The sequence below is a fragment of the Mycobacterium sp. AZCC_0083 genome, assembly GCF_014202335.1.
In the GTDB taxonomy this organism is placed as follows: Bacteria; Actinomycetota; Actinomycetes; order Mycobacteriales; family Mycobacteriaceae; genus Mycobacterium.
In genome coordinates this window covers 257,360-271,163 of sequence record NZ_JACHGP010000006.1, presented here as the reverse complement: position 1 = coordinate 271,163, position 13,804 = coordinate 257,360, and the positions used below count along the sequence as shown (strand labels likewise).

At 66.9% G+C, this 13,804-nt stretch carries 13 protein-coding genes and 1 pseudogene; 7 read left to right on the top strand and 7 right to left on the bottom strand.

What is annotated here, in order from left to right; translation table 11 throughout:
* Positions 1-5: 5 nt before the first annotated feature.
* Together HNP02_RS16900 and HNP02_RS16895 are read right to left on the bottom strand one after the other, a co-directional pair.
* Complete coding sequence (locus HNP02_RS16900; RefSeq protein WP_184440401.1) at positions 6-149, bottom strand: hypothetical protein; 144 nt, start codon at positions 147-149, stop codon at positions 6-8.
* 96 nt (positions 150-245) lie between these two features.
* Entirely contained in the window at positions 246-893 is a 648-nt protein-coding gene (locus HNP02_RS16895) for a class I SAM-dependent methyltransferase (protein WP_184440399.1), read from the bottom strand.
* Positions 894-1,010: 117 nt separating this feature from the next.
* Here HNP02_RS16895 and HNP02_RS16890 point away from each other — a divergent pair.
* Positions 1,011-1,151: pseudogene (locus tag HNP02_RS16890) on the top strand (dehydratase); the annotation flags it as partial.
* Here the strand turns inward: HNP02_RS16890 and HNP02_RS16885 are convergent.
* The gene (locus tag HNP02_RS16885) at positions 1,138-2,985 is read right to left on the bottom strand and encodes an ABC transporter ATP-binding protein (protein WP_184440397.1); all 1,848 of its coding nucleotides are present in this window, start codon (positions 2,983-2,985) and stop codon (positions 1,138-1,140) included. The pseudogene HNP02_RS16890 and the gene HNP02_RS16885 sit on opposite strands and share 14 nt — an antisense overlap.
* A gap of 161 nt (positions 2,986-3,146) precedes the next feature.
* Entirely contained in the window at positions 3,147-3,485 is a 339-nt protein-coding gene (locus HNP02_RS16880) for a hypothetical protein (RefSeq protein ID WP_184440395.1), read from the bottom strand.
* A gap of 286 nt (positions 3,486-3,771) precedes the next feature.
* On the opposite strand from HNP02_RS16880, the gene HNP02_RS16875 reads away from it, so the two are divergent.
* Positions 3,772-4,374 carry a TetR/AcrR family transcriptional regulator gene (locus HNP02_RS16875; protein ID WP_184440393.1) on the top strand — a complete coding sequence of 201 codons (603 nt, stop codon included), beginning with the start codon at positions 3,772-3,774 and terminating at the stop codon, positions 4,372-4,374.
* A 152-nt stretch (positions 4,375-4,526) separates the two neighbouring features.
* On the opposite strand, the gene HNP02_RS16870 is transcribed toward HNP02_RS16875, so the two are convergent.
* Genes HNP02_RS16870 through HNP02_RS16860 form a run of 3 tightly spaced genes read right to left on the bottom strand, consistent with a single transcriptional unit; the run spans position 4,527 to position 6,878 of the window.
* Positions 4,527-5,207 carry a TetR/AcrR family transcriptional regulator gene (locus HNP02_RS16870; protein ID WP_184440391.1) on the bottom strand — a complete coding sequence of 227 codons (681 nt, stop codon included), beginning with the start codon at positions 5,205-5,207 and terminating at the stop codon, positions 4,527-4,529.
* A gap of 25 nt (positions 5,208-5,232) precedes the next feature.
* Positions 5,233-6,090 carry a MurR/RpiR family transcriptional regulator gene (locus tag HNP02_RS16865; RefSeq protein WP_184440390.1) on the bottom strand — a complete coding sequence of 286 codons (858 nt, stop codon included), beginning with the start codon at positions 6,088-6,090 and terminating at the stop codon, positions 5,233-5,235.
* On the bottom strand, positions 6,087-6,878 hold the full coding sequence (locus tag HNP02_RS16860; protein WP_184440388.1) for a class II glutamine amidotransferase: 792 nt from the start codon (positions 6,876-6,878) through the stop codon (positions 6,087-6,089). The genes HNP02_RS16865 and HNP02_RS16860 overlap by 4 nt, the downstream gene beginning before the upstream one ends.
* Before the next feature lie 140 nt (positions 6,879-7,018).
* On the opposite strand from HNP02_RS16860, the gene HNP02_RS16855 reads away from it, so the two are divergent.
* Genes HNP02_RS16855 through HNP02_RS16835 form a run of 5 tightly spaced genes read left to right on the top strand, consistent with a single transcriptional unit; the run spans position 7,019 to position 13,802 of the window.
* Positions 7,019-8,344: a glutamine synthetase family protein gene (locus HNP02_RS16855; RefSeq protein ID WP_184440387.1), complete on the top strand. Its 1,326-nt coding sequence runs from the start codon at positions 7,019-7,021 to the stop codon at positions 8,342-8,344.
* Positions 8,345-8,391: 47 nt separating this feature from the next.
* Entirely contained in the window at positions 8,392-9,891 is a 1,500-nt protein-coding gene (locus HNP02_RS16850; RefSeq protein ID WP_184440385.1) for an APC family permease, read from the top strand.
* Complete coding sequence (locus tag HNP02_RS16845) at positions 9,888-11,195, top strand: aspartate aminotransferase family protein (RefSeq protein ID WP_184440383.1); 1,308 nt, start codon at positions 9,888-9,890, stop codon at positions 11,193-11,195. The genes HNP02_RS16850 and HNP02_RS16845 overlap by 4 nt, the downstream gene beginning before the upstream one ends.
* Positions 11,182-12,357 (top strand): amidohydrolase family protein, encoded by a 1,176-nt coding sequence (locus tag HNP02_RS16840; protein WP_184440381.1) that lies wholly within the window; start codon positions 11,182-11,184, stop codon positions 12,355-12,357. Before HNP02_RS16845 ends, HNP02_RS16840 begins: the two co-directional genes overlap by 14 nt.
* The gene (locus HNP02_RS16835) at positions 12,354-13,802 is read left to right on the top strand and encodes an aminotransferase class I/II-fold pyridoxal phosphate-dependent enzyme (protein WP_309241586.1); all 1,449 of its coding nucleotides are present in this window, start codon (positions 12,354-12,356) and stop codon (positions 13,800-13,802) included. Before HNP02_RS16840 ends, HNP02_RS16835 begins: the two co-directional genes overlap by 4 nt.
* The last annotated feature ends 2 nt before the right edge of the window (positions 13,803-13,804 follow it).

Sequence of the window (13,804 nt, the reverse complement as noted above, 5' to 3'; positions counted from 1 at the left end):
CTGAGCTATCCCGCATGTCTTCGCGCGAGACCGCTGACGACCCGGGCCGACTCCGTGAAGTTCGTCAGATCATCGTTGATCTTGTTGTCCGCCTTGGCGAATCGCCATCCCAGCCAGGTGCCGTACCCGAGGCCGAAGGTGAATGTCACGATGGCGATCATGCCACTGGATGCACTTGCAGCGCGCAGGCGACGATGTTGGCGACTACGGCGACCGAGATCGTTTCGGTAGAGCTTGGTGTCGCATCATGCGAGGCCTTCGGCCGAGCGAGTGACGACGAGTAGATGGTGCGGGATCGCAATGTCGTCGAGGTGCTGGTGGTCCGTCAGGTCGAAACCGGCCGTGCGCAGGGCGGCAATCACGTCGTCGACGGGTCGGAGGATGAATCCGTAGCCGGTGAACGGCAGCCGCGCCATGGCCTCCGGGTCGCCGATGCCGACGACGAGGCGCCCGCCGGGACGCAGGACGCGCGCCAGCTCGGAGCAGGCCTCGTCGAGGTCTGCGACGAAGTAGATGGTGTTGACGGTGATGGCGGCGTCCAGGCAGTGGTCCGGCAGCGGGAGCGCCGTGATCGAGCCCTCCGACAGCCGCAGTTGACCAGCGGCCCGGTGCCGGATGTTGCGTGCCCTGGCTCGGTCGAGCATCTCGCGGGAGATCTCGATTCCGTGGACGACGCCGCCGGCGCCGACGCGATCCAGCAGCATCGAAAGGCCGACGCCGCCACCGAAGCCGATGTCGGCCACCACGTCACCCGGCGCGGCGGCCGACGCCCGCACGGCCGCGGCCACCGCGGGTCGGTTCCCCCGGTTGAGCGCAATGGCGACGACTCGGTTGAGGCGACCGTGTGGACGACCGAGCTGTCCGGCGATCGCCGACAACAGTTTTCTGCGCATGCCCGTAACTATCACGACTTCCGGCGCCTCCGCGCCGCTATCAGCAATGGGCGACGTCGCGCAGCGATATCTCGTCTACCCAGCGCTCCCAGAACAACTCCTGCACAGACTCGATGATCTTGGCGGTTCGGCAAGCCGGTGCTGCTGCCTGCGCGGGCAGGCCTCTACGCCGATCGGACCGAAGACGGCTGGGACCTGTCACTGCGGAACCTGTCGAAGGGCTACCCGCACCTGACCGGAACCGTCACGGCGCTGTAGCCGGATAGACCAAGTCGGGATCCACGTTCTGCGCCTCGTATAACCGCTTGTAGAGCCCGCCCTCCGCGATCAGCGTCCTGTGGTCGCCCTGCTGCGCGATGCGTCCGTGCTCGATGACCAAGATGCGATCGGCAACGGCGGCGATGAAGTCCATGTCGTGACTGATCACCAGACACGTGCGGCCCTTCGCGTAGCCGCGGATCACATTTGTCAACCTGGCCCGCTGGTCGGCGTCGAGGTTCTCGGTCGGCTCGTCGAGCAGTAGCACCTCCGGTTCGCGTAACAGGCAGCGCGCCAACGCAATCAGTCGCTTCTGACCGCCTGACGGGACCTGCACGTCCACCACGGTGTCGTACCCGTCGTGCATCTTCGTCGGGTCGACGATGACGGAGTGGACGTTGGCGTTCTCGGACGCGGCTTCGATGTCTGCGTCAGTTGCCTCCGGCCGTGCCAGTCGGATGTTCTCGCGGATGGTGTCCTTGGTGAAGAAGGGGAACTGGGCGAGCTTGGACACCTGGCCGCGCAGCGAGGCGATGGTGACCTCCGTGATCGGGCGGCCGTCGAGCAGAATCCTGCCCCGCTGCGGGTCCAGGAATCGCAGGAGCAGGTTGTACACCGTCGACTTTCCCGACCCGATGCCACCGACCAGGGCCACCGTCTCACCCTCCTTGATGGAGAACGAGATCCCGTCCAGCACCATCTGCCCTGCGGCGTAGCCGAAGGCCACGTCCTCGAACACGAGATTGCCATGCACCTCGCCGAGTGCGGCTGCGGTCGCGTGCTCCTGAACCGTCGGGCGGGTGTCGAGCAACTCGTACGTCGAGGCAGCGCTGGGCGAGACCGACTGGTACGTGGTGTACGCGCCCATGACCCGTTGCGCCGCACCGAACATCGTCGGGACCATTCCGGCGAAGACCATCAAGCTTGCGAACGTGAGGCCGAAGCTCGAGCTGAATCCGATACCGACCAGCAACACCACGACGGTGCTCAGGGCGATGAACACCTGAGATCCGTTCGCGGTGGCCTGCATCCACATCACGGTCGACGCGTCACTCTCGGCTGCGCGGTCCGACACTTCGCGAAAACGCTTGCTGCGCACGGACTGGGCGTTGAACAGCTGGATCTCAGAGATCCCGTTGATGGTTTGTTCCAGTTCCGCACCCATGGCGCGGTCCTCGTCCATCGTCCGTCGCACTGCCGCCTGGACGTGGCGGCCCGCGTACTTCAGCACCAATAGGGCCAACGGCGTGAGGACGAGCGCGGCAACCGTCATCTGCCACGACAGCGCCACCAGATAGGAAACCGCCACCAGAAGGACGACGGTATCGATCAGCGGCGGCAGCAGGCAGCTGGTCAGAAGCCGTTGCACACCAGTGGATTCCACCGTGACACGCTGCATCAGCGCACCACTGCGCGAAGCCGTGAAGAAGTCCAGCGACAGTGTCTGGAGGTGATCGTGGACGCGCTGCCGGATGTCGGTGACGAGCACCTTCTCGACCTTGGTCCCCACCCAGGCGTTCACCAGATACATCAACTGCGCCAGCAACAGCGAGACCGCCCACGTCGCCAAGAGCACCGCGAAGGGCACCGAGCCGGCCACCCCGCTGAGCACACCGTTCTCACGGGCGACCAGTGGGCCGCGCAAATCCCATACCCCGCTCAGGTTTCCGCTCATACCCGCGTCGGCGACGACCTGCATCATGGGCCCGAATGCCGCAGCCGAGACGTAGGGCAACGCGGACGCGATCACGCCGACGACGAGCAGGACCACGATCAGGCCACGGACGGCGCCGAGCATACCGAGGCTGCGCCTGATCAGACGATCGGGACTCATCCGAGCTGCCGACACCGCCTCGACCAAATGAGTCCACCTCTTTCGAGCAAGGAGGCAAGTTCGCATCGTGAATCGACGGTGCCTGGCGTGCTGCTGCGGAGCCTATCCGTCGAAGTTCCCGGCTGCGGCGGGAATCACCTGACCGTCGACTGCGCTGTGGTTCACTCCTTGGATACCGCTTCGCGAGCCTGGGTTTGAGACTGCGGCCGGCGGCCCAGCGCAATCACGCCCACCACGATCACACCGGCCAGGGTCAGGGGCACCGACCAGCCCCGCCGGATCCAGACGGCCTGGTTGCATTCCGCCGCATAGTCGGTGGGCCCCGACGAGGCTGCCTTGACTGGCGGGTTCGCGGTGTACATGTCGGCTTCGACCGCTTGGTCGACGTCCGGTGACATCGCGGTGCCGCAGGGAATCTTCATCCCCCATGGGTCGTAGGCGCTGAGCTGAATCGGATAGTAGAAGGCGACCACGCCAATGATGGCGATGAGGCCGGCCACGACGGCGATAGTGAAGCGATCTCGGATCAGGTTCTTCACGCCCGCCCGCCCGTCAGTCGCGTGCCGTCACCGGACTGACTCATCAACCGTGATCGCATTCGGTCCTCCCCGACCTTGAACGTGCGCATGTTAAGTTACCAGTAACAGCATAACAACGGTGCTGTCAACTTGCCTGTGCAGAAGTCCCTCCGGATGGCACCGATGCGTACCGTCGGATCGGCGCGACGCCGTGACATACTCGCTGTTAGCAACCGCGTAACACGTTAACTATCGAAGGACCACGGCCTTGGCCGACGATCAAGAGCCCGACCGCACAGGCGTCGCGATTCTCGACGCGGCCCTGCGGGTTCTCGTCGACTTCGGCGTGAAGCGCGCGACCGTCGAGCAGGTCGCCAAGTACGCAAGCGTCTCGCACATGACGGTGTACCGGCGCTGGCCAGCAAAGAACGAGCTACTCCTCACGGCCGTGATGACCGAGTTCAGACGGCTCTTCACCGACGTGTACGAGGAAGCGAGCCAGCTGGACTCCTTCGACGACAAGGTCGTCTGCGGCTTCACCGGAATCTTGTGGTGCGTCCGCAGCCACCCACTCATGGCGCGGGAGTTGGCGACCGAACCGGAAGTGGTGCTGCCCTTCTTGACCACTGCCGCGGGCCCGTCCATCGACATGGCGATCGCGTTCGGCGCGGAGAACATGCGGCGAGCCGCCAAGGCCGACGGCCTCACCATCGCCGACCCCGTCGCACTCGCCGAGGTACTGGTGCGGATCGCACACTCGCTACTGCTGGCACCCCACTCTGGACCGGCCCTGCAGAGCAAGGCGGAGGTGGCCGAATACGCCCGCCGCTACATTCTTCCGATCACCCGTAGCGCGGCAGTGCCCGCCTGACCTGCGGGGCACTCGCCCGGAGATAGAAAAAGAAGAAGGTCGACGCCACGAACACCCCGGTCGCCGCGCCGACCTTCTTGCGTACACCATCGTGTTAACTACTTAAAAAGTCAATAACATTCTAACGCCGCGGAAGCGATGGGAGCGAGTGCTCAGCTGGCGGCAGCGGCCGGATCGATGGGAGCTGAATCAGCCGCCCCGGTGTCAATCCCCAAGTCGCTGCGCTCCTGCCCGCCGGTATCGGATGGCCTGCCCTTCAACCCCCGCCAGAACAGGTTGATCATCAACTCGGCAGCCTCGTTGACGTCGGCGTCGCCGGTGCTGACCCGAGTGGCCACCGCCTCTCCCGCGCCCACCAGTGCGACGGCCATCATGTCGAAGTCGGTGTCCGGCTCGGGGTGCCGAGTGCCCGACAGCAGCAGCCTGCCCACCAGGTCGATGATCCGCTCGCGACCCTCACGCACGGTGTGGGCAAACGCCTGCGAACTGGTGGCCTGGGTGTAGAGCACCATCCACGACGCCCTGTTGGCATCGATGTAGCTCAGGAACGACACCACGGCGTTGCGCAGCAATGTCTTTGGATTCTGAGTGAAGTCGATGTCGGCACGCACCTTCTCGACGAAGCGACCCAGTTCACGGTTCAGGCACGCACCGAACAACTCTTCCTTCGACCCGTAATAGAGGTAGAGCATCGGCTTGGAGATCTCGGCCTGCGCGGCGATCGCGTCCATCGAGGTCTCGTGATAGCCGTTGACCGAGAACATCTGCACCGCGGCGTCGAGCATCTGCTGCTCACGCACGGCGCGCGGTAAGCGCTTCGTCCCTCCGGCCATTTGATCAGGGTATGCAATGGAGCGCTCAGGGCAACAGTTCGGCGCGGCGCTGCTCCTCCCACAACGCCATGCGGGTGCGCGCGGGTTCACCGATGGCATCCATGACCAGCGGGATGAGGAGCTCGGTCAGGAGGAAACCCGCCGCCATGCTCTGGTAGACCGTGCCGACGGTGCTCGACGCTGCGAGCACGACCTCGGCCTCGGGGGCCACCGGGCAGGCGAGGTCGTCGGTGATCAGCAAGATGGTGGCACCGGCACGATGCACGGTGGCGGCCAGCTCCTCCGAGCTGCGTTGATACCGGTGATAGTCGAACAGCACGACGACGTCCCTGCGGGTCAGCTCCATCATCGTGCCGAGGTCGCGGCCACTGGGATCGGCGAGCAACCGCACCCCGGGACGCAGCTGTTCGAGATGCGCGGCCAGATGCATCGCCAGGAGGTGCGAGAACCGCCCGCCGTGCAGATGCAGCGGCCGACCGACATCCGACAGGAGCGCCACCGCGGCCTCCAACGCCGAATCCGGAAGCAGGGCCAGCGTCTCGATGGCGCGGTCGTTCTGGCCGCGGGCCTGCTGCAACAGCCGGTCGAGCAGTCCACCCGCCGCGGGTGCCTCCGGCAGCCGGGTGATCGGCCCGCTGGATTGCGCCGTCAGCTCGGCGCGCAGCGCGACCTGCAGGTCGGTGAACCCGTCGTAGCCGAGCGACTGGGCGAACCTCAGCACGGTTGGCGGGCTGACCTCGGCGCGTTCGGCAAGCCTTGCGGCACTGGCCAACCCGGCACTGGGATAGTCCGCGAGCAGCGCGCGTCCCACCCGTCGTTCCGCGCGGCTCAGCGCTGGAAGCGCCGCATTGGCGCGGGTGGCCACGCTCTCTCCTGCCGTCATCCGAGGGGATGCTCTGTCATGGACGAGTCCGCCAGGGAGATGGCGACGACGCACTCCGGCGGCAACGGTTCCCACGCAAGGTCGCCGAAGCCGGTGGATCCGACGATCAGGGTGCCGTCGTCGGTGCGCGTCGACCGCAGCGCGAAGTAGTCCTCGAGGTGCTCGGCAGGCAAGTCGGCGGCAGTGATCTCCTCGATGTCCTCGTCGACCAACTGGCTCTTGGCATGTGCGTGGACGACGATCAGCTGGTCCTCGCCGAGAAGGAGCGCGTTCAGGCTGGCATCGGGGTAGATCTGGCGCAGTTGCGTCACCGCCCGCCGGACGGCCTCGGCGAGATTCGGTGCCACACTGCGGTGCTGGCGGATCAGTCCGAAGTAGCGCTCGCTGTCGGTGGTACCGCGCAGCGACGCGGCGACCTCGGGTTCGAGGAGGCCGTCCAGCAGTCCCATCGGCTTGATGGAACCGTTGTGCGCCATGGCTATTCCGTCGGCAACGAAGGGGTGGGAGTTCTGCGGCTGCACCGCAAGTCCACTGGTGGCCCAGCGCAGGTGGACGATGGCGGCGACGGCCCGCTGATCGTGTGTGACCGCGGTGAAGGCCGGGTCGTCCAGTGCGCTGCCCGCCGAGACCGTGGCGTGCGGATCGTCGCCTCGTTCGTCGACGGCCGCGATACCCCAGCCGTCGCCGTGCACCTTGGTCAGCGCGACGAAGTCCTTCAGCACACTGTCGCCGACGGCGTCGGCGACGGTGATCGGTGTTGCGGAGACGACACCCAGCAGCCGGCACATCAGACTTCCCCCTGTCTAGATCTTATGAATCGATCCTAATCGGAGTATTTTAAAGAATCTGAAACATTCATGACATAGCTTTCTCGAAGACGCACATTGCGCTCTCACCCGGAGCCCTGTCACACGGAGGAGGAGGTTGGATGCCGGTGTCGAGCGACGATCGCATCGAGGAACTGCGCGCCGACGGGGTGGAACTCGTCGCCGGTTCGGTGACCGATCTGGCAGGCGTCACGAGGGCCAAGTACGTGCCGCTACGGCGACTCGGCGACTTCCAGCGCTCGGGGATGGGCGTGTCACCGTCGTGGAGCGTGTTCTGCGTCGACAGCGGTATCGCCTTCACGCCAACCATCGGCGTCGCCGGTGACCTGAGGATACGCATCGATCCGGCCAACGTCCGGGTGGTCGACGACGGGGTGGCCTGGGCGCCAGGCAATCTCGACGACCAGCACGGCCACCCGTCGCCGCTGTGCGCGCGCTCGATCCTGGCGGCCACCGAACGGGCCGCGGCGGACCGCGGGCTGAGCGTCAAGCTCGGTGCGGAACTCGAGTGCACGTTGGTCGCCCTCGACGGCAGTCCCGCAACGACGGCGCCGTGGTCGCCGTACGGCATCCGCACGTCGCTCGAGCGCTCCGCATTCCTCGTTGACCTCGCCACTTCGGCCGAGCGGGCCGGGCTCAGCATCGAACAGATCCACACCGAGTACGGCCACGACCAGATCGAGGTCTCACTGGCGCCGGACACCCCCGTCGCCACGGCCGATGCCGTGATCCGCGCGCGGATCGTGATCGGGCGGGCCGCCGCCAGGCACGGACTGCAGATCTCGTTCTCCCCGGTGCCCTTCGAAGGAGGGGCCGGCAACGGCGCACACCTGCACCTGTCCTTGGTCGACGAGCAAGGCCCGTTGTTCGGCGGCGGCGACGGCCCGTACGGGATGCGGCCTGCAGGCGGTTCCGCCATCGCCGGGATCATCGACACCCTGCCGGATCTGCTTGGCGTCTACGCCGGTTCGGTGTTGTCGTCACTGCGTCTCAAGCCCGGCAACTGGGCAGGCGCGGCGGCGTGCTGGGGTCTGGAGAACCGCGAGGCGGCGGTCCGGTTCATCGCGGCCACGCCAGGTAACCCGCACGGCGCCAATGCCGAACTCAAGCTCATCGACCCGAGCGCCAACCCGTACCTTGCCGCCACGGCGCTCCTCGGCAGCGCAGTGCGGGGCATCGATCGCGAGCTCGAGCTGCCAGGCGAGGTACCCGACGCTCCGGCGCGCTCGGGCGCGACACCACCGCCGCTGCCGATCGACCAGGCCGCCGCGATCGACGCCATGGAGGGCTCGGCGATCGCCGCTGAGTTGCTCTCGCCGGAAGTCATCGACGCGCTGGTTGCGGTGCGACGGTACGAGATCACCACGTACGGCGGGCTGCCGCCTGCGGACACCACCCGGGCGCTGCGCCTGGCCTGGAGCTGTTGAGCCTGCTGCGGACGCGAGGAGCACAAAGTGCACGAGAAGGAGACATCATGAGTACCAACGTGTCGGCTGGTCAATCAGAGGGCGCCGATCGACTTCCGCACCGCCGCTTGCCGTTCTGGGTGGCATTGGCGTTGTCCGTCGCCCTGGTGGGGCCGACCCTGGCGATGTCAGGGAACGGTCAGGGCCTGATCGGTACCGTCGGCAAGGCCATTCCACTGGTGTTCGTGATCGGCCTGATCGGTGTGTCGCTGGTCGGCTATAGCTTCGTCCGGCTGACCCGCCACCTCAACCACGCCGGGTCGGCGTACGGATTGGTCGGCGGCACGATCGGGCCGAGGACCGGATTCTTCTCCGGCTTCGCGATGCTCGGGGCCTACTGGGGTTTCGCCATCGGGACCCTGGCCTTGACCGCCGCGTTCGTCAACGCGTTCATCGCTGAACTGCAGGCGGGCAACGACCACCCATACCAGCTGCCGTGGTTGATCGTCGTCGTCGTGGGCGCCGTCATCTCATTCCTATTGTCCGGCCGCGACATCCGGCTGCTGGCGAAGATCCTGCTCGCCATCGAGGGCATCGGCATCCTGTCGATGATCGTGCTGGTGGTGGTGATCTTCGCGAAGGGCGGTGCCCCGACGACCGGGGTCGATTTCAGCGCGTTCTCGTTCGACGGCGTGTCCGCCTCGGCCGTACTGAGCGCCGTCGTCGCGGCCTTCCTCTCATGGGCAGGTTTCGAGGCGTGCGCGTCGATGGGCGAGGAAACCGACGATCCTGGCCGCAACATCCCGCGGGCGCTGGCCGGGACATTGATCCTGACCGGCGTGCTGTTCGTCGTCGTGATGTTCGCCCAGGTCGTCGGTTTCGGAACTGATCAGGCCGGGCTCGACGCCTTCCAGAATTCCGGAAACACGTTGGGGGACTTGGGCAGTAGCTACGTCGGTCAGTGGTTCAGCCTGCTGATCATCTTCACCGCGATCGTGTCGGCGTTCGGCTGTCACCTGGCCTGCGCGGCGACGTCCGGTCGGATGCTCTACGCGTTCGGGCGCGACGGCTTCGGCCCGAAGGCGTTGGCGCACATCCACGCCGGAACGGGCGGTCCCCGTCGCGCCACCTGGCTGGTGGTCGGGGCCGCGTTGGTGGTCGTCCTCATCTGCGGTGCTCTTGGCTGGCCCGACATGGGTACCGGCAACGATGCGATCAACACCTACTTCCTGTTCGCCGTGGCCGGTTCGGTGTGCCTGATGGTCTGCTATCTGCTCGTCGAGGTGGCGGCAGTGTGGTTCGTCGGCGCTCCCAAATTTACCGACGTGCACGGCGGCAAGGGCAAGATTCTGGGCCTCGTGTTGCCGACCCTTGGAGCCGTGGTGATCGCGGTGGTGTTGTGGTTCAACGTCAAGGGTGCGCAGACCTGGTTGGATGCCCCGTTGCTCGGATTGTATTGGTGCGCCGTTGGGTTGGTGATCGCCATCGCCGCCTCTGGGATTGCGAAACGCGTTGGGGAGTCGCTGGCCGCAGAGCTGGCGAACACCCCTCCGGTGCATGCGGAGTGAGCGCGCTGTACGACCGCGACGAGGCGGCGATCGCGGGAATCGAGAAGCTGCGCTTCTTCCCGCTGGAGGTGGTCTCCGGCCACGGCTCAACTCTGGTCACGCCCGACGGGCGCGAGTTGCTCGACCTGTCGGCGACCTGGACGGCGTCCGGCCTCGGACACGGCCACCCAGCCGTCGTGGAGGCCGTGACTCGGGCAGTGCGGACGGCGCCGGGATCCGGCGGCTTGTCCGCCGTCCACCCCGATTCGGTTGGCCTCGCCGAGGACCTGCTCGCGCTGGTCCCCGGTAGCGGCGAACGGCGAGTCTATCTGGGGCACGCGGGCTCTGACGCCAACGACGTCGCACTTCGGGCCTGCAGGCATGCCACCGGGCGGCGCACCATCATCGCGTTCGAGCACAGCTACCACGGCGGTGTCGGCGTGGCGATGGGTGTGTCTGGCGTGCACGTCGACGCAGGTTCGCCACCGGACCCCGACGTCGTCTTCCTGCCGTATCCCAACCCCTTTCGGCCCGGCCTGGGCGGGGTCGACGAGGACGTGACCGCCTGTCTGGACCTGGCGGAGCAGCATCTGGCCGGCGGCTCCATCGCGTGCCTGATCGTCGAGCCGATCCTGTCCGACGGCGGCTTGATCGTGCCGCCCGACGGCTTCCTCGCCCGCCTGCACGAACTCTGCCGCAGGCACGGAGTCCCGATGATCTGCGACGAGGTCAAGATGGGGCTGGGCCGACCGGGAACGCTGCACGCCTTCGACCACGACGGCATCGCGCCAGACATCGTCACGTTCGGCAAGGTGCTCGGCGGTGGTCTGCCGTTGTCGGCGGCGGTGGGGCCGGCGGAACTGCTCGACTTCCCGCCCGCCGCAGCACTTCTCACCACTGCGGGCAATCCGGTGTGCACGGCAGCAGGACGCGCCGTATTGGCCACCATCGTCGGCGATCGACTGGCCGAGCGCGCCGCGACCGTGGGGGCGCTGCTGGCCGACGGGCTGAGCGCGCTGGCCGGATCACCGGGCTCCGAGCGCATCGGCGACGTTCGCGGGCGCGGCCTGGCGATCGGCCTCGAACTCGTCGACCCGCACACCGGCGACCGCGATCCCCATCTCGCCGCGAACGTGGTCTACCGTGCCTGGGAGTTGGGTGCGGTCGTCTACTACGTTGGCGGCAACGTCCTGGAGATCACGCCACCGCTGGTGCTCACCGACACCGAGGCGGCCCGCGCGGTCGAGATACTCGGCGCGGCCATCTCCGATGCGGCGGCTGGCAGAGTGGATGCCATGGAGGTCGCGAAGTATGCCGGTTGGTGAAGTGCAGGACGTCTTCGGCGGGGTAGCGGCCGAGGTGCCGCACGCGCTGGCCGATCATCTGCGCGGCGTCGCGCTGATCGATCACCACGTGCACGGCGTCTTCACCGCGCCCCTCGACCGAGACGATTTCGAGGCATCGATCAACGAGGGGTCCACCGACCCAGTACCTGCCTTCATGTCCCAATTCGATTCGCCGCTGGGCCTTTCCATCCGGCGCTGGTGCGCACCGCTGCTCGGACTCGATGCGCTGGCCAGTGCCGACGACTACTGGGCGGCCCGCGCCGAGTCGACACCCGACGAGCTGGCCAAGCTGATGCTGCCCGCCGCTGGCGTGTCGCGCTGGATCGTCGACACCGGGTTCAAGGGGGACATGATCACGCTGCCCCAGCGGCTCACCGAGCTAAGCGGTGCCCCGTCGTCGGAGATCCTGCGCCTCGAGCGCCTCGCTGAGGACCTGCTGGAGAGCGGGACGTCGCCCGACGACTTTCCCGGCGCCTTCCGGTCGGCATTGCGGGCTGCGGCGGACTCGCCGGACGTGGTTGGTACCAAGACGATTTCGGCCTACCGCACCGGTTTCAACATCGACTGGACGCAACCGAGCGACGCCGACGTCGTCGCCGAAGCACGCGAACTGGCAGGCCGGGCGCACCCGCTGCGGCTCGACAGCCCGGTGCTGATCGCGTTCGCCGTGCACGAGGCGGCCGCACACGGGCTGCCGATCCAGGTGCACGTCGGCTTCGGGGACCGCGATCTGGACCTGCATCGCACCGATCCGATGTTGCTGCTGCCGCTGCTGCGCACGATGGCGCCCGTCCCGGTACTTCTTCTGCACTGCTATCCGTTCCATCGGCAGGCCGGCTATCTCGCTCAGTCCTTCGACAACGTGAACTTCGATGTGGGACTTGCCATCAACTACCTCGGGGTCCGTTCGACCGGGCTGGTCGCCGAGGCACTCGAGACCGCGCCGTTCGCCAAGCAGCTGTACTCGTCCGACGCGTTCGGGCCACCCGAACTCCACGTACTCGGCTCGGTGCTGTGGCGGCGTGCGATGGGGCAGGTGCTCGGCGGCTGGGTGCGTACCGGGGACTGCACCGAGCAGGACGCGATCCGGATCGTCGACATGATCGCCGTGCACAACGCCGAGCGGGTGTATTCATTGTGAAACATGACACCGCACCGCTTTTCGAGTCGCTCCGTCAGTTCGTCGAACGCGAGCAGGCGCCGTTCTACAGCCCTGGCCACAAGGGTGGCCGAACGCTGGACCCGTGGTTCCGCGATCACATCGCGGCGATCGACCTCAACAACCTGCCGGATACCGACACGCTGCACTGCCCTGAAGGGCCGATCCTCGAGGCCGAGCGCCTGATCGCCGATGCGTGGGGTGTCGGCCAGAGCTTCATCCTGGTTCAGGGGTCGACGAGCGGCAACATCACCGTCGCGCTCTCGGCGCTTCGGCCCGACGAACCGGTACTGATCGCCCGCAACGCGCACAAGTCCGTGCTGGCGGGGCTGGTGCAGGTCGGCGCAAGGCCGGTCTGGCTGGAACCCCGCTGGGACGACCGGTTCGGTGTCGCGCACGGTATCGACGCCGACGTCGTCGAGCGGGCGTTCCGTGACAGCGGCGCCAAGGCGTTGTGGGTGCTGCACCCAACGTATTACGGCACCACCGGCGACATCGCAGCGCTGGCCGAACTGTCCCGTCGTCACGACGCCACGCTGCTCGTCGACGGCGCCCATTCGCCGCACTTCGCGTTCCATCCGGATCTGCCGACCCCAGGTGAAAGTGCCGGTGCCGCAGCGACCGTGCAGTCCGTGCACAAAATCCTGTCCGGCTTGAGCCAGGCCGCGGTGCTGCACATCGACCCCGAGGTGCTCGATCCCGCGTCGGTGCGCAGGGGTCTACAGCTGGTCCAGACCACCAGCCCGCACTTCGCGATCATGGCGTCGATCGACCTCGCCCGGCGAGAGATGATGCTGCACGGCCGCGACCTGCTCGACCAAGCCCTTCAGCGGGCGAGGAACGCGGCGACCCGGCTGGCCGCCATCCCGGGGCTGCGGGTGCTGCGCCCCGACGATCTCGCAGGCGCGGGCACCGGGCTGCACCAACTCGACGAGACCAAACTGCTCATCGGAACGTCCGGTCTTGCGGCCGACGCCCGGGGCATCGTCGAGCGACTCAACCGCGTGCACGGCGTCCAGCCGGAGTTGAGCGGCACCGGACATGTGTTGTGCATCAGCACGATCGGCAATACCGACGAGGACTTCGAGCGGTTGGTCGCCGGGTTTGCCGAAGTTGCGAGGCACGCAGGCAGGACGAGTGCGGGCGCCAAGACCGGGTTGATCGGAGATCTGCTCGCCGTGCGTCCGGAGACGGTCCTCACGCCGCGGGAGGCGTTCTTCGCAGCCGACGAGGCGGTGTCGCTGCAGGCCACGGCCGGACGGATCGCGGCCGAGGCCATCACGCCCTACCCGCCGGGTATCCCCCTCGTCATGCCCGGTGAACGGCTCGACGCGGACGTCATCGACCTCCTGCTGGCATTGCGCAACGCCGGAAATCCGATCAGCGCATCGGATCCCACGATGGAGCAGGTCTTGGTCGTCCGCTGAGG

What these genes read in the sequence shown, in the direction of transcription:
- HNP02_RS16885 (WP_184440397.1), bottom strand. Translation starts at nt 2,985, where the DNA reads ATGAGTCCCGATCGTCTGATCAGGCGCAGCCTCGGTATGCTCGGCGCC.
- HNP02_RS16870 (WP_184440391.1), bottom strand. Translation starts at nt 5,207, where the DNA reads ATGGCCGGAGGGACGAAGCGCTTACCGCGCGCCGTGCGTGAGCAGCAG.
- HNP02_RS16895 (WP_184440399.1), bottom strand. Translation starts at nt 893, where the DNA reads ATGCGCAGAAAACTGTTGTCGGCGATCGCCGGACAGCTCGGTCGTCCA.
- HNP02_RS16860 (WP_184440388.1), bottom strand. Translation starts at nt 6,878, where the DNA reads ATGTGCCGGCTGCTGGGTGTCGTCTCCGCAACACCGATCACCGTCGCC.
- HNP02_RS16865 (WP_184440390.1), bottom strand. Translation starts at nt 6,090, where the DNA reads ATGACGGCAGGAGAGAGCGTGGCCACCCGCGCCAATGCGGCGCTTCCA.
- HNP02_RS16850 (WP_184440385.1), top strand. Translation starts at nt 8,392, where the DNA reads ATGAGTACCAACGTGTCGGCTGGTCAATCAGAGGGCGCCGATCGACTT.
- HNP02_RS16855 (WP_184440387.1), top strand. Translation starts at nt 7,019, where the DNA reads ATGCCGGTGTCGAGCGACGATCGCATCGAGGAACTGCGCGCCGACGGG.
- HNP02_RS16840 (WP_184440381.1), top strand. Translation starts at nt 11,182, where the DNA reads ATGCCGGTTGGTGAAGTGCAGGACGTCTTCGGCGGGGTAGCGGCCGAG.